A 19,065-nucleotide genomic window follows, 5' to 3' on the forward strand; every position below is an offset into this window, starting at 1 on the left:
ACTGCGATGGTGGATGGCATTGTCATTGCTGCTCGCAATGTTCACGATTTCCGTGGGCTATGGGTTCCTTCTGCCGATACTTCCGCTTGCGATCGAACGGCTCGCAGGAACGACGGATCCCATTGTTGTGTCGCGGCACACCGGCATGTTGACTGGCACCTACACCCTCGCGCTGTTTCTGTTCGCACCTCTATGGGGCCGCCTTGCGGATCGGCATGGCCGCCGCCCCGTGCTGCTCGCGGGACTGGTTGGATTCTCCTTGACCCTGGCACTGTTTGCGGTTGCCGATGGCCTCCCGCTGCTCTATCTCGGCCGCTTCCTGAATGGGCTGTTCGCCGCTTCCATTGTGCCGGCGGCCTATGCTCTTGTCGGCGACTATGCTCGGTCCAGGGAATGGCGCGCGCGCCGCTTTGCTCTGCTCAACATTGCCGGCGCCATCGGCTTTCTGGTCGGACCGATGCTGGGAAGCTTCACCGTAGTTGTTACCGCTGCCCTCGTTCCAGGCTCGGGCGAGGTTGCGGCCTCTCGTTCGCCCTACTTTGCCATATCGGGCTTTTCGCTCGTTGTGGCGCTGGCAATATGGATCTTCGTGCCCGGCTCTGTTCAGCGCAGCCCTGGCGAGGGGGGGACTGCAAGCGGGCCTGAGGCCGGTGCTGCGTTGCCACGCTTGCTTATTATCTCATTCGCAACCGCCGCGGCTCTGGGAGCCTTCGAAGTCAGCCTGGCGCTTCGCGGAACGCAAATTCTCAACATGAGCACTTACCAGATCGGGCTCATGTTCAGCGTGTGCAGCCTCGTCATGTTGGTCGCCCAAACGGTAGTCTTCTCGCCGCTCGTGAAGCCAGAGGTCACACGCTGGTTTCTCACGCCCGCCCTCGCTGTCTTGGCGGTGAGCGTCGCGGCCGTGCCATTCGCGGAAGCGACCATGTCCACCGCCGTCGTCGTGGCGGCGATCGCGGCCAGCGCGGGTATCCTTTCCCCCATCGCGACCTATTGGATTTCGCTCAATGCCGATGAGCGGCAAGGGATCGAGTTGGGCAGACAGACCGCGGCAGCAAGTCTGGGCCAGGCTAGCGGATCGGCCGCCGGAGGTCTGTTGTTCGGCCTCGCCTTCTTGCCGAACGCACCCTTCATGCTCGCGGCCGTCGTCGTCGTGGGAGGTCTCGTCGCAAGCATCGGCATTTCGAGGCTTCTGGTACATGGCCGCTGCCGCGGGCTGCTCGAAACGACGCCATGATCGAATTCGCTCGCTAAGTCTGGATCGCCTCAGCGAGGAACCAGCATCAAAAGCGCGCATACCAGCAGGAGTTCCAAATGGGCGAAAAACAGAAGCGTGCGGCGGCCAAGGAGGCACTTCATGACCTTCAAGTAGACTTGGCGCGTCTCCAGAAGTACCTCATCAGTTCTGACAAAAAGGTGCTTGTGATCTTCGAGGGGCGCGACACTTCCGGCAAGGATGGAACAATCAAGCGAATCATCGAGCATCTCAGCCCACGGGAGACCCGCGTGGTCGCCCTGGGTAAACCATCCGATCGCGATCAGAAGTCGTGGTATTTTCAGCGGTGGGTGCCGCACCTACCGGCAGGCGGGGAAATCGTGTTGTTCAACCGCAGTTGGTACAATCGCGCCGGTGTCGAGCGGGTGATGGGATTCTGCACCAACGAGGAATATGACGAGTTCCTCATGACGGCTCCGTTGTTCGAGCAATTGCTCGCTCACTGTGGTGTCACCATCCTCAAATACTATCTGGATATTTCACGAACCGAACAGAAGCGCCGGCTGAAGGATCGCCGCGACGATCCGCTCAAGCAATGGAAGCTCAGCCCCATCGACGATGCGGCGGCGAAGCACTGGAACGATTACAGTGCTGCGCGGAACGAGATGTTGGCGCGCACGCACACGCCATTTGCGCCGTGGACGGTTGTGCGTGCTGATGACAAGCCGAACGCGCGGCTCAATGTCATCCGAGATCTCCTGACCCGCTTTGACTTCGAGGGCAAAGACCGAGCTCGCGACCTTCCCGATCCCAACATCGTATTCCTGTACGACAAAGCGGCGATCACAAATGGCTTGGTCGCGGAGTAGCTGCTGTGTCGCGCCGCCTCATAGAGAAATGTAGCAAAACGCGTGGACGGGTTCGACGTACTAGCCGCAAGCTGCCCTGCAGGGACTAGGGCGTAATGGCAATCTTCAACACCCTGTCACGCTGATTGGAGAAAAGCTCATGGGCACTCTCGATGTCGTTGAGCTTGTAGCGGTGAGTGACGAGCGGCGTCAGATCGATCCTGCCGGAAGCGATCACGTCCATGAGCCGCCGCATCCGCTCCCTGCCGCCCGGACACAGCGCCGTGACGATCTTGTGGTCCCCCAGCCCTGCGGCGAACGCCGCGAGCGGAATCCGAAGATTGGTCGAGTAGACGCCGAGGCTCGACAGCGTGCCGCCCGGCCGAAGCACGCCCAACGCAGCCTCGAAGGTTGTATGCGTCCCCAGCGCTTCGATCGCGACGTCGACCCCGCGGCCATCCGTGATCCTCATGATCTCCTCGACGGGGTCGGCATTCTTGAAATCGACGACGAAGTCCGCGCCGAGCATGTGCGACACGGCCATTCGTTCGGCGATTGCATCGACGGCGATGATAATCGTGGCGCCTCTCAATTTGGCGCCGGCGGTGGTACAAAGCCCGATCGGCCCTTGAGCGAAAACCACGACGCTATCGCCGATGCGGATGTCTCCATTCTCTGCACCGACGAAGCCTGCCGACATGATGTCCGGCACATCAGCACCTGTTCGTCGGTCAAACCGTCCGGTACGGGACTCAAATTGACCATGGCGTCGGGGACGCACACGAACTCGGCCTGACAGCCATCGATCGTATTGCCGAATTTCCAGCCGCCCGCCGGTTTCCAGCCGTGCCTGGTGCCCGCGCCGTCCTGCGAGTGATAGCCGCAAAGACATGCATTGCTGTGACCGCTTAGTGTGATCGCGCCGGCGATGACACGCTGGCCCTCGTGAAAGCCGGAAACGGCAGAACCGAGCTTCTCGATCACTCCGACCGGCTCGTGACCAATGGTCAGGCCTTTTTCCATCGGATACTCGCCCCTGAAAATATGCACGTCAGTTCCACAGATCGTCGTGGCCGCAATCCTGATGAGCGCGTCGAGCGGACCAATCTCTGGAATCGCCTTTTCATCAAGGACAATGCGACCAGGCTCGACAAAACGGCTGCTCTCATCAATGCCATTGAAGATCTCCTTGGGTCGATCGTGCATTCACGGGGCACCCGAGCCGTCGTCGCGGCCGCTCTCATCGGCGATCGATTGAAGCCATCATCGAATACCGATGTTTAACTCCAATCAAAGAACGCGCCCGCCCTGCAGGGTTGATTGGCAGCCAACCGTCGTCAGCGTGGGTCCGAGAATGAGCATCCCATCCGATCCTTCGTCTGCTTCCGCCGTTTCTGAGAGGCACCAATCGATTGATATCGAAGTGAGCCGATCAAGCCCAATTCGGTCGCTCAAAAACGTGAGCACGAATGCGACAATGCTCCTGTTGCGGAAGATGCTCGGGCAGATCATCCACGACGGTAGATTGACTGTGATCGCTCCGAACGGAGGCATCCATCACATCGGCAATGGCACACCGTCGATTACGATTCGTATTGTGGATCCAGCTGTGATTCCGCGCCTGCTCCTCAATCCAGATCTTGCCCTCGGCGAGGCCTACATGGATGGCGCGCTATTGGTGGATGACGGGGATATTTACGGTTTTCTGGATATCTGCTTTTCAAACATCGGCTCGAGTTCTGGCCAAGGGGTAAGGCGCGCGCGTGCATCCCTGAGTCGCCTCGTCCGACGCTTTGTTCAGCACAATCCCATCCCAGTCGCACGTGCGAACGTCGCGCACCACTACGACCTCTCGGACACACTCTATGAGCAATTTCTAGACGCAGACCGTCAGTATTCCTGTGCGTACTACAATTCTAGCGACGACACCCTTGAGCGCGCGCAAGAACAAAAGAAGCGGCACCTGGCGGCTAAGTTGCTACTGAGCTCAGGACAGCGGATTCTCGACATCGGATCGGGGTGGGGTGGGCTCAGCCTTTATCTTGCCCAGATCGCCGCTGTTGACGTGACAGGCCTGACACTTTCGACCGAGCAACACGCATACTCCGAACGCCGCGCTGCCGAGACCGGCTTGGGGGACCGGGTGAGATTCCTACTGAAAGACTATCGCCAAGAAGAAGGCCGGTACGACCGCATCGTCTCGGTCGGCATGTTCGAGCATGTCGGGGTGGGACATTACCGCGAATACTTCAAGAAGGTCAGGAGCCTCCTGACGAACGACGGGGTCGCAATGATCCATACGATTGGGCGCGCCGATGGTCCGGGCGCGGCCAACGCCTGGATCAACAAGTACATCTTTCCGGGTGGGTACGTCCCGGCGCTGTCAGAGATTCTGCCCGCCATCGAGCAGGCGGGGCTGTACGTCACCGACATCGAGATACTGCGGCTGCACTATGCAGAAACGCTGAAGGCGTGGCGGCAACGCTTCATCGCAAACCGTGGGCGCGTCGCGGAAATCTATGACCAGCGGTTCTGTCTCATGTGGGAATTCTACCTGGCCAGTTGCGAAGCAGCCTTTCGTCACGGTGGCCTGATCAATTTCCAGATTCAGGTGAGTAAGCGTGTCAATGCCGCGCCGTTGACCCGCGATTACATCCAGAACTGGGAGCGATTACACAAGATTGATGCGGCGGATGTCGATGTGCCCGCTCACTCTGTTTCCCATCCAGCGAAAAGCGGAGGCTTTGCACAGTGACCCAACGATATGGAATTCCCCGCGGGTGGCGGGCTGCCCGCTATGCATGGAATTCTCCGTGTGGCCTTGCGGATGACCGCGGATCAATTCCGACAGCAGGATTCCCATATAGATCTGGACATCGCTGACGACCCTGCTGTCGCCGCTAGGGGCCGCTGCCGTGGTGTGGGCCAATCCAGAAAGCAGAAGCAAGCTCAGCGCCACTCCGACACTCCTTGCTCGCATGGTCGTAAGCCCTCCCACCTCTGGCCAAAGCTCTACGGCGGCGTGCGAAGCACCGGCGGGGGGCGCTCCGTTCCGAACCCGCCGCGATAGCAGCCCGCCGCAGCCAGAAAGGCAGATATCCAAGAGGAATTCATAACGAGGGTTGGCAGAGGAAAGCTTGATCTGCGTTAAAGAACGTGGGTGGGTGCGGTCGTAACGTCAAATTCTGTCTGGTTCTGATAGGGACAGTTTAAGAATACGTCTCAACCATTGAAAGATTTGGCTGGACGATGACCAATAGGCATGAAGAGGATGTCCGGCATTCGGAAGGTGATGCGGAAGGACAGGAAGCCGCGAAGCCGGCGGACGCGGCTGTACGACGAGCGCTTGTCGAGGCACGCGAAGAATTTCTGGTCTTTCTGCATCATCGGGTAGGCAGCCGGGACGAGGCCGAAGAGTTGTTGCAGCAGTTCTCGCTTCGGGCGCTCGAGCGCGCCTGGCAGTTGCGGGACGTCCGCACGGTTCGCGGTTGGCTCGGGCGCATTCTGGCGACCACCCTCGTCGATCACCAGCGACGCGCCATCAGACGCCGTCGCCAGGAGGTCGACATGGACCAGTCGGATGTGGAGAGCCTGCCGATCGAGCCGGATCGAGAAACCGACGAGGCCGTCTGTAACTGCCTGCATAAGCTGCTACCGACGCTCAAGCCCGAATATGCCGACGTCGTCTGGCGCTCTGACATTCTTGGCGAGCCGCGTGATCGGATCGCCGCCAGCCTCGGCACCACGCTCAACAACATCGCGGTCAGGCTCCACAGGGGGCGCCAGGCGCTCCGCAAGAGGCTCGAGGAAATGTGCCTGACCTGTCCGGTCCACGGCTTTCTCGATTGCCGGTGCGATGAGGCCGAGCGCATTCGCCAACGAGCTCGCGGTCTCGCCGACGAAACCAAGTCGCCGCCCCAGGACGGATGAATGCAATGAACACAGATGAATGTTGTCGCGCCCGGCTACATCGCAACGGACACGCTTGATGCCATGTCTGAAGATACTCTTGCAAAAATCGAGGGGCAAATCCCTGTCGGGTGGCTGGGCAATGCCGACGAGGTCGCACGCATCGTCCGGTTCTTGGTGAGCGGGGAGGCAACGTTCGTCACGGGCTCGAAGGTCACCGCCAATGGCGGCCTGTTCATGGCATGGCGCCCCCCGGAAATAGAAAGGACATCCACATGGCACAGTCGAACGTCGTGCTCTGCGCCCCGGTGCGGACAGCCATCGGCACGTATGGCGGAACGCTGAAGGACATAGCGGCACCCGATCTCGGGGCGGTGGTGATCAGGGAAATATTGTCGCGCGCGAAGATCGCAGACGGCGCGATCGGCACCGTGGTGATGGGGCAGGTCGTCCAGGCCGGCGCCAAGATGAACCCAGCGCGGCAGGCGGCGATCACGGCCGGCATTCCGGTCGGCGTTCCAGCGATGACCATAAACCGGGTATGTGGCTCGGGTGCACAAGCGATCGCGACCGCCGCGCAGGAGATCATGCTCGGCCTCGCCGAGAGCGCCATCGCCGGCGGCATGGAGAACATGGACCAATCGCCCTACCTGATGTCTGGCGGACGGTGGGGCTACCGCATGGGCGATGCCCAAATCTACGACAGCATGCTGCGCGACGGCCTCAACGACGCCTTCTCCGATCACCACTCGGGCTTGGTGACCGAGGACCTCGTCAGCAAGTTTCAGGTGACGCGCGAGGCGCAGGACCGCTGGGCGGAGCGGACGCAGCAGCGCTTTGGCGCGGCGCAGGCGGCCGGCATGTTCAATGCCGAGATCGCGCCGATCGAAATCCCCGGTCGCAAGGGGCCGACGATCTTCGACAAGGATGAGCACAACCGCCCGGACGCAACGCTGGAGTCGCTGGCCAAGCTGAAGCCGGCTTTCCGCAAGGATGGAACCATTACCGCCGGCAATGCACCGGGCCTCAACAGCGGCGCCGCGGGCATGATCGTTGCGGATGCCCGCTGGGCCGAGAAGCATGGCCTGACGCCGATGGCCCGTCTTGTGGCCTTCGGGGTCGGCGCGGTCGAACCCGGCCTGTTCGGTCTCGGGCCTGTTCCCGCGGTGCGGCAGGCCTTGGATCGCGCTGGTTGGACGCTCGGCGACGTCGAGCGCGTGGAGATCAACGAGGCCTTCGCGGCGATCGTCTTGGCGCTCATCGGGGAACTCGGGCTCCCCGAGGACATCGTCAATGTCGAGGGCGGCGCCATCGCACATGGCCATCCGATCGGTGCGACAGGAGCCGTGCTGACGACCCGCCTCCTTCACGCGATGCACCGAGACGGTATCCGGCGCGGATTGGTGACGCTGTGCATCGGCGGCGGTCAGGGGGTCGCGTTGGCGCTTGAGGCTCTCCACTGACCGCGAGAGCGAAAAAAGCGACCCGTGACAATAAACCGAACGTCGAATTCCTGAAGCCGCAACCAAATAATGAAGGAGAGAACAATGGCTACGAAGAGTGAAGCGCCCGTTGGTTTCGATCGCGTGAACGCTGTATTCACATGGTGGGGACTGTCGGGCGTCGACAATACCGGCAAGCTCGACGGCCAGTTCAAACGGTTCCAGGCATTCACGACCGATCTGCAGAAGGCCTATGGCGAGACATACAGCGCTCAGATGAGCACTCTCCTCGGCGCCAACGAGCGTATCGGACGCTCGCTTCTGGAATTCGTCCAGTGCCGGCGACCGCAGGACGTGGTCGCCGCAGAATCGGGCGTCATGGCGGCCATCCTGGAAGAGACGTCGCTGCAGACGAAGACCTGGCTCGAGCTCTCGCAGAAGGTCCAGCAATACTGCGCGAACATGGCACGGGAGACCGCAGGTGAGATTCGTCAGCAAGCAACTGAAACCCCTGACGCCAGAAGCAGCGTCAAGGCATCTTAGCCGCACGCTGGGTTGAAGAGCGTTCGGCGGGGTCTTGTCGAGACCTTGGTATATGGCTGACACAGCATCCTGACTTCTGGCCGCTGTTCAACGTCCTCGCCCTAAAGATCGGATGATGGAGATGGTGATGCCCGAAGCAAGATCGGATTCCGCGCTGATTGACCAGCCGAAGGCGTCGCCGGGTCGGCAATTGGCTGTTCGGCGGGATATCGCAGCGGCCGCCGCGCTGAAGAGCCCGGAACCGGCCGTCGCGGCGAATCCAGCCGGACCGCCGATCAACATCGATGATCCGTTCGCCTATCAGCGGGATTTCTTCGAACGGTCGATTCTGTTCTGGGATACGCTGCGCCAGCGCGCCAACAACATGATCGCGCATGAGCGGGCCGGCAAGCCGCCGCTTCTCGACTTCGATTATGAGACGCTGGTCGATGCCCGCCGCTTCGAGCGACCCGTCAACTACGCCCTCCTGCGGATTACCCGGATCGGCGACGATTGCATTGAGGATTGTGTCGATCCGGCGAAGCCGCCCGTCGTTGTCCTCGACCCTCGAGCCGGCCATGGGCCCGGCATCGGCGGCTTCAAGCGCGACTCCGAGGTTGGGATCGCCATGCACGAGGGCTATCCGGTCTATTTCGTTTCCTTCTTTCCTGAACCCTGCGCGGGCCAAACCCTAGCCGATGTGCTGCACACGCTCCGGCGCTTCGTCGAGGACGTGGTCAAACGCCACCCCGGCAAGCCTCCGGTGCTCTATGGCAACTGTCAGGCCGGCTGGGCGATCACCTTGCTCTCGGCGGATTGCGAAGGCTTGGTCGGCCCGGCCGTGCTCAACGGCTCTCCGCTCTCCTATTGGGCGGGAGAATCAGGCGTCAATCCGATGCGGATCGCCGGCGGGCTGCTTGGCGGCGTCTGGGCTACCCATCTTCTCGCCGATCTCAACGACGGCCGCCTGGACGGTGCGTGGCTCGCCTTCAATTTCGAGAATCTTCAGCCCGAAGCCGTCTGGGAAAAATACGCCAACCTGTTCACGCATGTCGACACGGAACGGGAGCGCTTCCTGGAGTTCGAGCGGTGGTGGAATGGCTTCTATTTGCTCAGCCGGGAAGAGATCGTCGCCATCGTCGAGAACCTCTTCATCGGCAATCGCCTCGAGGAGGGAAAGATGCGGATCTGCGAAGGGTGCGTCGCCGACCTTCGGCGCATTCGCAATCCGCTGGTGATCTTCGCCTCCTATGGCGACAACATCACCCCGCCGCACCAGGCGCTCGGTTGGATCCCGGTGGTGTACAAAGATACCGACGATCTCAAGGCCGCTGGTCAGCGCATCATCTACCTGACGAACCCCCATGCCGGCCATCTCGGCATTTTCGTGTCAGCCAAGGTGGCGAGGTTCGAACATCGCGCAATCCTCGAAAGCCTCGGCGAGATCGAGACCCTCGCTCCCGGTCTCTACGAGATGAAGATCGACAATCCGACCGGCGATCCGGACTGCCGCAAGCCGGAATACTCGGTCCGGTTCGACGAGCGGGCCGTCGAGGATCTGCGGTTCGAGACGCCCCGGGCAGCATTCGAGCAGGTTCGCCATCGCTCAGAGGTGAACGAGCAGTTCTACAAGACCATGGTCAGCCCATTCGTGCGTATGGCCTCCAATCCCTGGACCGCGGCAACGCTCGAATGGCTCCATCCCATGCGCACGAGCCGCTACCTGATGTCGGAATCCTTCAGTCCATGGATGCATGGCGTCGCTGCACTCGCGCGCCTGATCGAGAAACGCCGGCAGCCACTGCCGGAGGACGATGGCAATCTGCGTCGTGAGCGGGAGGCGATTGACCGTGTCTCCGAGGCTATCGAAAACGGCCGCAAGCAGCGCGACACGGCGGAGGAGCGGGTCTTCCAGGCGCTTTACGATCTTCCCGCCTCAGCACGGCCAGCAACGCCACCGGCGGTATAGGCTCGACACCATCGTCGTTCGCCATGGCAAGTTGGTACGATTGAGCTTTCGGCGGAAGGAGTTGGTGTCCGGCTCCGAAAGGGTCATTTTCGCTGACGTCAACAAGCGCCAGGACCTGCCGACCGGAGAGATGGTTTGCGTCGAGATCATGCCGGACAAACCCGGCAAGTTCGGCGGCCCGATGGGGATGTTCGAGGTAGCCTCGTCGTGGTGTGAGATCGCATCTTGGGCGCAGACGCGACGGGCGACGCCGCGACGCAAGGGTCGGTGGCGACGGAAAATCAGCAGTTGTGTTTGTGCGACAATGGAGCCGAAGGAGCGGGACGCGCCAGCACGAAGCAGCGCTTGGATCGGACACTCCGCGCGCTCCATTCCATATTGTCCCGGCCGATCATTCATCAGCGAATCCAGGACATGACGAGTTGCGGGTCAAGACCTGCAACGTCGACGAGTTTGTCCGGATCGAGGATTCGGAGCCGTCGATAGTGGAATTCTAGGATCCTATCCTTTCGCAGATCCCTCAGCACCCGGTTGACATGGACGAAGGTCAGACCCGTTGCATCTCCAATATCTTCTTGGGTCAGCGGAAGATTCATCTCCTCGATATGACTGCCCGGCCATTGCGCGCGGCAGCGGACGAACAGCTTGAGCAGCAGGTGCGCAACGCGCTCCCGCGCTGAATGCCGGCCAATGCTGGTAAGGCGATCGTAGGCCAAGGTGCAATCCCGCGCGACCAGCCAGGCAAGCCGCAGACCGAACTCGGGCTGCTGGCTGACAATCGGCTGTAGAGCCTTGTGCGGAATTGTGCTGACGACGATGTCAGTCAGAGCTTGCGCGCCATATGTCATCATCGCGCCGCCGCCGGGATGGAATCCGAGCACAGCGCCCGGCAAAGCGAAGTGCAAAATCTGTCGCCGACCGTCATCCAATATATTGTAAAGAATAACCCAACCTTCGAGGAGATTGAATATTGAGTCACACGGTTCGCCCAGGCTGAAGAGATCCTGGCCGACCTTGTATTCCCGATCAGCAGTTTTATAACTCGCGACCGCACATGGAGATCCCGGCTGGCAATCCCCGCACAAACCCCGGTTAACCCGGGCGAAGCAAGCCTCACAACCCGGTAGCTGCTTTGTCGTGCCATTCCCCGGCATCGGCATACGGGCGTTCCTTTCCGCATCACTGATTGTGTTTGCGGCTCCCCGGGGAACTGGGGACCGGAGCACGCCGGGTTGCAGACCTTCGTATCGGCCATGGGCGTGATCCCGCGACGCTCGGATAGTGCTCTCCAAATAAGACGCTTGGCTCGGAGTCATATTACAGTCCTCGATCTGGTCGGTTTCACCTGGAAGGTTGAATCCATCTGACCAGGTCGCCCGGCTCAGCCGGCCGCCTTGGCGGCGCGACGCCAGCGGAGATTGGTCAATCCAGCCGCCATCCCGGTCCACGCGAGGCGTGAACCGTTGGAAGCTGGATCGCCTTCCGCTGGGCCGATCGACCCGCTAGGTCGAGCGCCGAGGAACTGGGGGGTCGAGTCCGGGGACGACTGAGTTTGGATCGGCTTCTTCGGGCCGCATCCCCGCTGAAGAGCGGTGGAACGCATGGGCCGGGAGGTTGCCAGGCAGGGGCGCTAAAGTCGTTGAGCAGGCCGCCGGGCAGGAGCAGCTACTCATCGGACAGGAGGTCTTGTCCGAATTCGGACACTCCGGGCAATCATCGCATTCGTCAATATGGGGCCGAAAGTCAGAAGCGCTTACGACCACCATAGTCGCGTCGGCGCTGATCGCTACAGTCCCGGCCATACTCCGCCCGCTCAGCGTCGTGAAGATCGCCGTGGCAAAGATCAATATGGCGAGCAACCGTAGCATCCGCCTCTTTCCAAGAAGGCCTGAGCCGCAAGTTACCACACGGCCCCGCAGCTACCAATTAGCCCGGCGGAAACCTATACGGGGAAAGGCTCGACGAGATTGATTGAAATCAAGTGGCGGTCGGTGCGCACCGACCGCCCGGAACCCTGCGCGCGTGGCGCCTTCCCGCTGTCCGCCGGACACCTTGCAGATTGTGAGGTGCCGCCCCGCCCACGCGAATGTTTGATCGAGTTTAAAGTCCGATATGTTAGCCGGTCATATAATTCGCTCGCTTTGCTGGTGTTCAAACGAGGAGCCGATGGCTAGGTCCGCCTGCGTACCACCCCCGCCGGCAAATCGCATTGCGGTCATCGTGATGAAAACCGACGCGGGCCCAGCACTATGCCCCTTCTTCGGCAAGTGCGATGGAATATGGATCGTCGATACGCTTACGGGCGCGACAGAGTTCCACGCCAATCCCCAGCGCACGTCCGCCGCGCTATGCGATCTCATTGTCGCGGCCAGACCGGGTCGCCTGGTTTGCGGTTTTATCGGCGAGCCAGAGAAACAGAGACTTTGTGCTGCCGGGATCGATGTGAGGCTCGGGCCATGCGTGAGGACGATCCAGGAGCTCGTGGCCTGCTTTCCCGCTCTCGTTGCCGCATGACGCCGGCTGCCGCGGGGCGGGACAGGCGGAACATCTGATCGATCCTGCTGCTTCGGCCCATACCCGGCACAAGTTTAACCGGGATCAAAGATTCAGAACAGATGGCCGGCCATGGTTCGAGCGCTGTCGTGTCGCTCGGAGGATGGCGCCAGGTCGATGCCAGCCTGCATCGTCTAGCGAGCTCTAGACGATTGCAGGGCGTGCCGGTGCGTCCCGGTCTGATGTGGGTGGAGTCTCCATGGAACATGACGGTCATGGTAGTGAGGGTGGCTTCTTTCGCTCCCGCGCAAATTGGGTCCTGATCGGCTTTCTCGCGATCGGTGCCTTCTATCTTCTGACCGAGCACCGCGCGCATCTCATCCCGTATCTGGGGTATTTGCCGTTCCTGCTGATCCTCGCCTGCCCGTTGATGCATGTTTTCATGCATGGCGGCCACGGCGGACATGGGCGCAGAGACGATAGCGGAAGCGGATCAGCGGACGTTCGCAAGAACCAGCCCCACAATCACTGAGCCGCGATCAACGGTCCGGAGGTCGACCATGCACGACGACGTTCCTGCCTATGGCCTCTGGTCACTGGTGATTATCAATTCGGCGATCTTCATCTTCTTCGCCTTCAGTTTCTTCAAGCCGCAGACCAAGCGCGACTGGCGGTCCTTCGGCGCCTTCAGCGCCTTTCTGGTCGCGCTGTTCACCGAGATGTATGGGTTCCCGCTCACGATCTATCTGCTCTCGGGCTGGCTGCAGAGCCGCTTTCCGGGTGTCGATTGGTTTTCCCATGACGCCGGGCATCTTCTCGAGGAGATGTTCGGCTGGAGAGCCAATCCGCATTTCGGGCCGTTTCACCTGCTGAGCTTCGTGTTCATCGGCGGCGGCTTTATCCTCATCTCGGCCGGCTGGAAGGTGTTGTATCAAGCACAACGCCATCGCACGCTCGCCACCGGCGGTGTCTACGCCTATGTGCGGCATCCGCAATATGTCGGCTTCGTGCTGGTGATGTTCGGCTTCCTGCTGCAATGGCCGACCTTGCTGACACTCGCGATGTTCCCGGTGCTGGTGTTCATGTACGTGCGCCTCGCGCGCGCCGAAGAACGCGAGTCCTTTGCCGAATTCGGCTCTGACTATGAACGATACATGCAGGACGTTCCGGGCTTCATTCCACGGCTCAGCGGTCCGAAACATAGCCAAGCCGGAGAGGGCTAAGGGCATGCGACTCGGCCTCGCGGATTAAACACGACGGACTGATGACGGTTCCAGCAGGCAATGCATCACATCAACATGGAGTCGGCTTGGATGATCAAGATAAGCTCACATCTTCTTTTCGGCGCCATGCTCTTGGTTGGCGCTCCTGCGTTGGCGGCCGATGAACATCATCCGGCTGACGGCGCTGCGGCTCCTTCCCAATCGATAAATGTGCCCGGACCTCCGATGCCGTCGGGTGGCATGATGTCGATGATGGGCAGCGGCGCCATGCCCATGATGGGAATGATGACGGACCACATCGAGGGTCGGCTGGCGTTTTTGAAGGCAGAACTCAAGATCACGGCAGCGCAGGAGACCCAGTGGAGCACGTTCGCGGAGACCGCGCGGGCCAGTGCGACGGCAATGATGGGGATGCGCGAGAGCATGATGAATGCGCGCGGCGGATCTCTGCCGGCACGCATCGACGAGACCGAGAAGGCGCTCACCGTCTGCCTCCGAACGATCGAGAAGATCAAAGCAGCGGTGGCGCCGCTTTATGCGGGCTTCAGCGATGAGCAGAAGCGCGCGGCTGATCAACTGATGACGAGCCCAATGGGACCGATGGGTATGATGCAGTGACGGGGCAGGCTGGGAGGCCTCCCAAACATCCGCGGGAGGATAGCGCCTGACAATAAGGTCGATCCAGGGTCCGGTTCATAAGCAGTAACTGACAGTCGCGGCGATGCAGACCGCGGTCAGGAAGTTGGCGGCGAGGCGGTCATATCGCATGGCGACACGTCGGAACTCCCGGAGGCGGCAGAACATGCGGTCGATTGCGTTGTGGTCTCGGTAGAGCGCCGGCGAAAAGCAGTTCTTCCAGCGTTGGGAGGTCCGCGTGTGGATCTTGGTCGTGCGCCCGCCACGTGAGCGGCCGATTGCTTGACTGGGCTCTCCCCCTTTCCGCCGGAGGCCGAGCAGTGCGCTTTCACAGCAGAACGGTCGAGATGAGCACTTGGGCCTGAGGACCGCCTGCGCTCGCAAGAGCATGGAAGAGATCGATCCCGCCCCTCGTTGGCCCACCGGATATACCGGTTTTAGAGCGTTTTGCGCGGCTCGTAGTTGGGCAATCCGTCAATCCAGCGGCCACCGGACTTCAACATGAACGATGTCGCTGGCTACCCGGCGGTCATCGACACGCGGCTTGCTTCGCGTGTCTCTCTGAAAATGAGGTTCAATGCGTGAGACTGCGCGTTTGCCGGGCAAAAACGATCCCGATCCATCGCGACTTCCTCTCCGAAGCAGTGAATTGCACGTCGCTGAAAACGCCAAACAATTCATGGGTTCGGACGCTAACCTTTTGATATCAACGGGAGCGGGAATGGAGCTTCGTCATCTTCGGCATTTCGTGGCGGTCGCAGAAGAGCTCCATTTTACACGTGGCGCGCAACGCGCCGGCATCGAGCAATCCCCATTGTCTCGATCAATCAAGACTCTCGAACGGCGCCTTGGCGTGGTATTATTCGAGCGTACACGGCGATCCACGAAGCTAACGCCGGCCGGTGAACGTCTTCTCGTCCATGCGCGTGCGCTCCTCGCATCCGCCGACGAAGCGCGCATAGACGTTCGCACGGCAGCAACGACGGGAGACACAATCAGCCATTTGCACATCGGCATTTGCGACGGTGTACCACTAGCACGCCTCGCACGGCTGATTTACGAAGTAAAACAGGAAAGTCAACAAGTCGTCGTGTATATCCATGAAGCGTCAGTGACGCAGAATATCGAAGGCTTGCGAAGCGGCTTTCTTGATGCGGCGCTCACGCCAGAGAGCGGATACGGCAAGGGGATTTTGTCCGAAGCAGTCTGGCGAGACCCGCCGATCGCTTTGATGCCGAGTGGTCATCCCCTGGCCGGAAAGAAGCGGATCAAACTGTCTGGGATTGTTAAAGAGCCTCTCATTCTAAGTAGACCCGACACGGGTCTTAGCCAACAATCCCAGATCGAACAGTTCGTTCGAAGCGCAAGCTCGACCCCCAATATTGTTAGTCGCACCACGACGCTTCCGATGTTGGTTACGCTGGTTCTTGCGGGCTATGGCATCGGAATAGCGACCGCCGCTCAACTCGAGGCGGTCGAGGTGGATGGCATTGCCCTCCGGCCCCTGAGCGATGCGCCCGCTGATCTGAAGACTTGGTTGATGGTGCGTGAGGGGACACTCAACGAGCCACTATCTCGTTTCATCGAGCGAGCCCGGGCCATTATTTAAAGCGCCTCTACGGCAAGGCCGCGCGGCACGGAATCCCTTGTCACGAGCAATAAAGGTTTCGAGCATGAGTGGGGCCAACGTCAAAGCATCGACAACCGTGCCGTGAAGCTCGGAATGAAGAGCGGCATATCGATCGAGGTCGGCTCGAAGTTGCACCGTCATGGTGATGGTGAGTTTGACGGTTTCAGCTTTCGGCACCGGTCCGAGGCTAAGTTTTCTGGTCAATCATCCCTCCTGATGTCAGCCGTCATCGGGGCGGCGCGATAGGGTCGCAAGACGAGATCCTTATTGACGATGACGCGGACCGGAAAGCCCGGCCGCACCTTCAAGGTCGGCTGGATATTGAGATTTCGCCGTGTGATCTGCTGGCCGACATCGTTGATGGTGTCCTGGGCACCATCCCGGGTCGCGATGATGACCTGATCGCCGTTCGTTCCCTGATTTTGAGGGGCTGCCAGTTCGGCGCCAATGCCGAGCAGCGAGGAGAGGACCGCGCCTCCGATCAGGCGGAGCCAGTGATTGTCGACCTCATCTTCAAGGCCCGAATAGCCGGCGGTATCGACGCCGGAGAGACGATCCAGCACGATGGAGGAGCCGTCCGGCATGATGAGGCGATTCCAGACCAGGAGCACACGGCTCTGGCCGAAGGTGACGCCGGAATCGTACTGGCCCATCAGGCGGGTGCCCTGGGGGATCAAGAGATGCCTGCCCGTAGCCGTGTCGTAGACATTCTCGGTGACGGTACCGATGATCTGGCCCGGCAGATCGGAATTGATCCCCGTCACCAAGGCGGCCGGAATGATGGTGCCGGCCATTACCTGATAGGGCGAGCGTGGCGTTTGGAGAGTTCCAGATCCGTAAATCTTCTGGTCGGCTTCGCGGCTTGCGAACGCCTGCTTGCGATCCTGCATATTCTGCGTGGTCATTTCATCGACGGGCGGAGCAACGGTAGATTCCGCACCGGTAGCGCGTATGGCGGTGAGATCGAGCCGGTTTGGCTCCGGCGAGGCGGCCGCGGTTGCCGATACCTCCTGCTTCGGGCGTGTCGTCTGAAAGAACACGGCTGCTTTCGCTGCGGCTTCCGCTTCCTGCTGGGCACGAAGGCGCGCCGCGCGTTTGGCATCCTCTTCCGGATCAGCCCTGAAACTCGGCCGCTCGGGCATGGGCGGAATGCCCGCCTCCCGTTCGGTGCGCACGACTGGCCCACCGAGCTCACCGGGCAAGGGGGCACCGAGCTTCGGTGGTTGAACCTGCGTATAGTCGCGCGGTAACGTTTGCAGCCCCTCCGCCGGGTTGACGCGATCGGTGTTGTAGAGCTCCTCATCGGTCCGGGCTGATCTGTCCCGGCTTTGCAACGCCCAAATCATCGCGCCAAGCACTGCGGTAGAGACGGCGCCGGCGAGCACCATCAAGGTCCAGCGATTGAGACGGGTCACGGGACGCGGCTTGGCGCGAATGGCGAGATCGGGTGGCGGGGATTTGGGTGGCACGGTCATAGCCCGAAGATCCCCAGCCGGTTGCCATCGGTGCGCGAGATACGCACGATCTGCTGCTTCTCGCCGCCGAGACGAAGCTCCGCCGCACCGAACAGGCGATCGACGATGTAATAAGGCGGCTTTGCGCGGTAGTTGACGAGCTGGTTCTCCCCAGTGGGGCCGACAACGAACAGCGGCGGCAACTCGCCCTGGGCGATACCGGCGGGAAACTGGATATAGACCTTCTCACCGTCATCGAAGACGCGGGTCGGCCGCCACGATGGATTGTCGCCTGTGATCTCATAGCGGAACTGGACTCGCTCGAGCGCGACGGCATTTGCGACCGGCGTGGCAGTCCCCGCACGATCATTCTGACGTTGCAGCGCGAGAAGACGGTCGTGTGGATAGTCCCAGGAAACCGATGCCATCCAGGTCTGGGGCGTCGATGTGAGTTCGAGGAGGTAGGTCCGGCGGTTGGTGTTGACCACCAGATTGGTCTTCAGATCCGGCCGCGTGGGTTTCACCAGGATGTGGGTCTGCTGGCTTCCGCCCCCACCGCTGGTCGTGTCGCCGATCACCCATCGCACGGTGTCGCCGGCCGAGACGGAGATCAGCTCTTCGCCGCTCTGCAGGGCGATGTCCGTTACTTTTTCAGGCGCCGCATAAATCTGATAGAGCGCGCCAGCCATGTAGGGCCAGACCTGCGTTGCATTGACATAGCCGGTGCGGGTCGGTTGCACGCGGGCCGCATCATTGGCCGTCGTGACGCGTAGCTTCGGATCGGCAGGTTCAACTGTTCCGCCCTTGACTGGCATCGGCTTTAACTGGCCGGGCAGTGGCAATGGCTTCGGCAGCTCGACTATCTCGACGGGACCAGCCGGCTCGACGATCCGGCTCGCCTCGTAGGGTTCATCCAGGGAGATTTCCGGCGGCGGTGTTTTCCCGGCGCAACCCGCCAGCAACGTGACGGACGAGAGGAGGAGAATGCGGAATGGCAGCATGCGGGTCATGATCCTTTTCTCCTTCACGACCCGCCGGCGCCGAGTTCACGGCTCCAGTTGATGCCGTTGACGAAAATGCCGAGAGGATTCTTACGCAGCCGGTCCTCGGTGCGCGGTGGTTGCATGATGATGGTGAGGATGCCGGTCCAGCGATCCGTGCCGGCAAGCTGATTGTTCTCATAGCGCCGCTCGATCCAGCGGATCTGGAAGGAGCTGTCCGATGCGCGCACGACGCTGGTGACCTCGACGGCGACCGACATTTTGCCGACCTTGCCGAACGGATCGTTGGCGCGCGCATAGTCATTCAACCCGGCGCTGCCGCGATCGGTGGTGAAGTCGTAAGCCTCGAGCCAGTTCTGCCGCACCACGATGGGATCGGTGGGCAGTGCGCGCACATTCTGTATGAACCGGGCGAGCGCGTAGGCAATCTGGGCGTCGGTCGGCCGATAAGCTTCCACGGCCGGGCCAACGGTCTTGACTTGACCGAGCTGATCGACCTCGACCACATAGGGCGTGACGGTGGAGCGGCCAGCCTGCCACAGCAGACCGCCAGCCATGCCCACGGCAAGTGTCAGGCAGCCGAAGGACATGAGCCGCCAATTGCGTGCTTGAACGCGGGCGGAGCCTAGGCGTTCATCCCACAACTGGCCGGCGGCCTGATAGGGCGTGGCGGGTTCCGACGTTTGCGAATAGCGCACGCCAGCGCGTTTGAAGCGCATTGT

19 protein-coding genes and 3 pseudogenes are annotated in these 19,065 nt (G+C 61.0%); 13 read left to right on the top strand and 9 right to left on the bottom strand.

All coding sequences use genetic code 11. The features are described 5' to 3' along the window. Positions 1-13: 13 nt before the first annotated feature. Positions 14-1,237: an MFS transporter gene (locus V5F49_RS16205; RefSeq protein ID WP_183856750.1), complete on the top strand. Its 1,224-nt coding sequence runs from the start codon at positions 14-16 to the stop codon at positions 1,235-1,237. Between the two features lie 77 nt (positions 1,238-1,314). Further along, positions 1,315-2,085 (top strand): polyphosphate kinase 2, encoded by a 771-nt coding sequence (ppk2, locus tag V5F49_RS16210; protein ID WP_183856748.1) that lies wholly within the window; start codon positions 1,315-1,317, stop codon positions 2,083-2,085. A gap of 85 nt (positions 2,086-2,170) precedes the next feature. Here the strand turns inward: ppk2 and V5F49_RS16215 are convergent. Beyond that, positions 2,171-3,270 (bottom strand): annotated as a pseudogene (locus V5F49_RS16215) (zinc-binding dehydrogenase). Between the two features lie 271 nt (positions 3,271-3,541). Between V5F49_RS16215 and V5F49_RS16220 the strand changes: the two are divergent. After that, positions 3,542-4,819, top strand: a complete 1,278-nt coding sequence (locus tag V5F49_RS16220) for an SAM-dependent methyltransferase (RefSeq protein WP_183856746.1) — start codon at positions 3,542-3,544, stop codon at positions 4,817-4,819. Positions 4,820-5,286: 467 nt separating this feature from the next. On the opposite strand, the gene V5F49_RS16225 is transcribed toward V5F49_RS16220, so the two are convergent. Continuing rightward, positions 5,287-5,592: a hypothetical protein gene (locus V5F49_RS16225; protein ID WP_393985945.1), complete on the bottom strand. Its 306-nt coding sequence runs from the start codon at positions 5,590-5,592 to the stop codon at positions 5,287-5,289. A 39-nt stretch (positions 5,593-5,631) separates the two neighbouring features. Here V5F49_RS16225 and V5F49_RS16230 point away from each other — a divergent pair, with 39 nt between their 5' ends. The 5 genes from V5F49_RS16230 (at position 5,632) to V5F49_RS16250 (ending at position 9,906) form a co-directional block, all read left to right on the top strand. Further along, positions 5,632-5,994 (top strand): RNA polymerase sigma factor, encoded by a 363-nt coding sequence (locus V5F49_RS16230; RefSeq protein ID WP_393985946.1) that lies wholly within the window; start codon positions 5,632-5,634, stop codon positions 5,992-5,994. A 63-nt stretch (positions 5,995-6,057) separates the two neighbouring features. Next, on the top strand, positions 6,058-6,318 hold the full coding sequence (locus tag V5F49_RS16235) for an SDR family oxidoreductase (RefSeq protein WP_509210792.1): 261 nt from the start codon (positions 6,058-6,060) through the stop codon (positions 6,316-6,318). Continuing rightward, positions 6,249-7,436 (top strand): thiolase family protein, encoded by a 1,188-nt coding sequence (locus V5F49_RS16240; RefSeq protein WP_183856739.1) that lies wholly within the window; start codon positions 6,249-6,251, stop codon positions 7,434-7,436. The genes V5F49_RS16235 and V5F49_RS16240 overlap by 70 nt, the downstream gene beginning before the upstream one ends. Before the next feature lie 84 nt (positions 7,437-7,520). After that, complete coding sequence (locus tag V5F49_RS16245; protein ID WP_183856737.1) at positions 7,521-7,958, top strand: hypothetical protein; 438 nt, start codon at positions 7,521-7,523, stop codon at positions 7,956-7,958. A 115-nt stretch (positions 7,959-8,073) separates the two neighbouring features. Next, complete coding sequence (locus tag V5F49_RS16250; protein ID WP_394117595.1) at positions 8,074-9,906, top strand: DUF3141 domain-containing protein; 1,833 nt, start codon at positions 8,074-8,076, stop codon at positions 9,904-9,906. A 398-nt stretch (positions 9,907-10,304) separates the two neighbouring features. On the opposite strand, the gene V5F49_RS16255 is transcribed toward V5F49_RS16250, so the two are convergent. After that, the gene (locus tag V5F49_RS16255; RefSeq protein WP_246429780.1) at positions 10,305-11,066 is read right to left on the bottom strand and encodes a Crp/Fnr family transcriptional regulator; all 762 of its coding nucleotides are present in this window, start codon (positions 11,064-11,066) and stop codon (positions 10,305-10,307) included. A 1,063-nt stretch (positions 11,067-12,129) separates the two neighbouring features. On the opposite strand from V5F49_RS16255, the gene V5F49_RS16260 reads away from it, so the two are divergent. From V5F49_RS16260 to V5F49_RS16275, 4 genes are all read left to right on the top strand, one after another. After that, a complete protein-coding gene (locus V5F49_RS16260) occupies positions 12,130-12,420 on the top strand; it encodes a NifB/NifX family molybdenum-iron cluster-binding protein (protein WP_509210793.1) in 291 nt (96 codons plus the stop codon). A gap of 238 nt (positions 12,421-12,658) precedes the next feature. After that, positions 12,659-12,931 (top strand): DUF2933 domain-containing protein, encoded by a 273-nt coding sequence (locus V5F49_RS16265; protein WP_281810074.1) that lies wholly within the window; start codon positions 12,659-12,661, stop codon positions 12,929-12,931. Between the two features lie 28 nt (positions 12,932-12,959). Continuing rightward, positions 12,960-13,622: a methyltransferase family protein gene (locus V5F49_RS16270; protein ID WP_394118469.1), complete on the top strand. Its 663-nt coding sequence runs from the start codon at positions 12,960-12,962 to the stop codon at positions 13,620-13,622. Positions 13,623-13,712: 90 nt separating this feature from the next. Further along, on the top strand, positions 13,713-14,240 hold the full coding sequence (locus V5F49_RS16275; protein ID WP_246429779.1) for a Spy/CpxP family protein refolding chaperone: 528 nt from the start codon (positions 13,713-13,715) through the stop codon (positions 14,238-14,240). Between the two features lie 75 nt (positions 14,241-14,315). Here the strand turns inward: V5F49_RS16275 and V5F49_RS16280 are convergent. Together V5F49_RS16280 and V5F49_RS16285 are read right to left on the bottom strand one after the other, a co-directional pair. Further along, positions 14,316-14,486: pseudogene (locus V5F49_RS16280) on the bottom strand (transposase); the annotation flags it as partial. Between the two features lie 12 nt (positions 14,487-14,498). Beyond that, positions 14,499-14,864, bottom strand: a pseudogene (locus V5F49_RS16285) (transposase); the annotation flags it as partial. Between V5F49_RS16285 and V5F49_RS16290 the strand changes: the two are divergent. Further along, positions 14,836-15,867, top strand: coding sequence for a LysR family transcriptional regulator (locus V5F49_RS16290; protein WP_246429778.1), 1,032 nt, complete (start codon positions 14,836-14,838; stop codon positions 15,865-15,867). The pseudogene V5F49_RS16285 and the gene V5F49_RS16290 overlap by 29 nt on opposite strands. Here V5F49_RS16290 and V5F49_RS16295 read toward each other — a convergent pair. From V5F49_RS16295 to trbF, 4 genes are read right to left on the bottom strand one after another with little or no spacing between them, the layout of a single operon-like run. After that, the gene (locus V5F49_RS16295; RefSeq protein WP_183856727.1) at positions 15,829-16,092 is read right to left on the bottom strand and encodes a DUF2274 domain-containing protein; all 264 of its coding nucleotides are present in this window, start codon (positions 16,090-16,092) and stop codon (positions 15,829-15,831) included. The two genes, V5F49_RS16290 and V5F49_RS16295, sit on opposite strands and share 39 nt — an antisense overlap. Continuing rightward, complete coding sequence (locus V5F49_RS16300) at positions 16,089-17,363, bottom strand: TraB/TrbI/VirB10 family type IV secretion system protein (protein ID WP_183856725.1); 1,275 nt, start codon at positions 17,361-17,363, stop codon at positions 16,089-16,091. The genes V5F49_RS16295 and V5F49_RS16300 overlap by 4 nt, the downstream gene beginning before the upstream one ends. Beyond that, on the bottom strand, positions 17,360-18,352 hold the full coding sequence (gene trbG, locus V5F49_RS16305) for a P-type conjugative transfer protein TrbG (RefSeq protein WP_210308507.1): 993 nt from the start codon (positions 18,350-18,352) through the stop codon (positions 17,360-17,362). Before trbG ends, V5F49_RS16300 begins: the two co-directional genes overlap by 4 nt. Before the next feature lie 14 nt (positions 18,353-18,366). Then, complete coding sequence (trbF, locus tag V5F49_RS16310; protein ID WP_183856723.1) at positions 18,367-19,062, bottom strand: conjugal transfer protein TrbF; 696 nt, start codon at positions 19,060-19,062, stop codon at positions 18,367-18,369. Between the last annotated feature and the right edge of the window lie 3 nt (positions 19,063-19,065).

This window comes from Xanthobacter lutulentifluminis (genome assembly GCF_043194675.2).
Classification (GTDB): Bacteria; Pseudomonadota; Alphaproteobacteria; order Rhizobiales; family Xanthobacteraceae; genus Xanthobacter.

Excerpts from the sequence above, each read along its gene's own strand:
- V5F49_RS16300 (WP_183856725.1), bottom strand. The coding sequence starts at position 17,363 with ATGACCGTGCCACCCAAATCCCCGCCACCCGATCTCGCCATTCGCGCC.
- V5F49_RS16250 (WP_394117595.1), top strand. The coding sequence starts at position 8,074 with ATGGAGATGGTGATGCCCGAAGCAAGATCGGATTCCGCGCTGATTGAC.
- V5F49_RS16220 (WP_183856746.1), top strand. The coding sequence starts at position 3,542 with ATGCTCCTGTTGCGGAAGATGCTCGGGCAGATCATCCACGACGGTAGA.
- V5F49_RS16255 (WP_246429780.1), bottom strand. The coding sequence starts at position 11,066 with ATGCCGATGCCGGGGAATGGCACGACAAAGCAGCTACCGGGTTGTGAG.
- trbF (WP_183856723.1), bottom strand. The coding sequence starts at position 19,062 with ATGCGCTTCAAACGCGCTGGCGTGCGCTATTCGCAAACGTCGGAACCC.
- V5F49_RS16230 (WP_393985946.1), top strand. The coding sequence starts at position 5,632 with ATGGACCAGTCGGATGTGGAGAGCCTGCCGATCGAGCCGGATCGAGAA.
- V5F49_RS16275 (WP_246429779.1), top strand. The coding sequence starts at position 13,713 with ATGATCAAGATAAGCTCACATCTTCTTTTCGGCGCCATGCTCTTGGTT.
- V5F49_RS16245 (WP_183856737.1), top strand. The coding sequence starts at position 7,521 with ATGGCTACGAAGAGTGAAGCGCCCGTTGGTTTCGATCGCGTGAACGCT.
- ppk2 (WP_183856748.1), top strand. The coding sequence starts at position 1,315 with ATGGGCGAAAAACAGAAGCGTGCGGCGGCCAAGGAGGCACTTCATGAC.
- V5F49_RS16260 (WP_509210793.1), top strand. The coding sequence starts at position 12,130 with ATGAAAACCGACGCGGGCCCAGCACTATGCCCCTTCTTCGGCAAGTGC.
- trbG (WP_210308507.1), bottom strand. The coding sequence starts at position 18,352 with ATGACCCGCATGCTGCCATTCCGCATTCTCCTCCTCTCGTCCGTCACG.
- V5F49_RS16290 (WP_246429778.1), top strand. The coding sequence starts at position 14,836 with ATGCGTGAGACTGCGCGTTTGCCGGGCAAAAACGATCCCGATCCATCG.
- V5F49_RS16265 (WP_281810074.1), top strand. The coding sequence starts at position 12,659 with ATGGAACATGACGGTCATGGTAGTGAGGGTGGCTTCTTTCGCTCCCGC.
- V5F49_RS16235 (WP_509210792.1), top strand. The coding sequence starts at position 6,058 with ATGTCTGAAGATACTCTTGCAAAAATCGAGGGGCAAATCCCTGTCGGG.
- V5F49_RS16240 (WP_183856739.1), top strand. The coding sequence starts at position 6,249 with ATGGCACAGTCGAACGTCGTGCTCTGCGCCCCGGTGCGGACAGCCATC.
- V5F49_RS16270 (WP_394118469.1), top strand. The coding sequence starts at position 12,960 with ATGCACGACGACGTTCCTGCCTATGGCCTCTGGTCACTGGTGATTATC.
- V5F49_RS16205 (WP_183856750.1), top strand. The coding sequence starts at position 14 with ATGGCATTGTCATTGCTGCTCGCAATGTTCACGATTTCCGTGGGCTAT.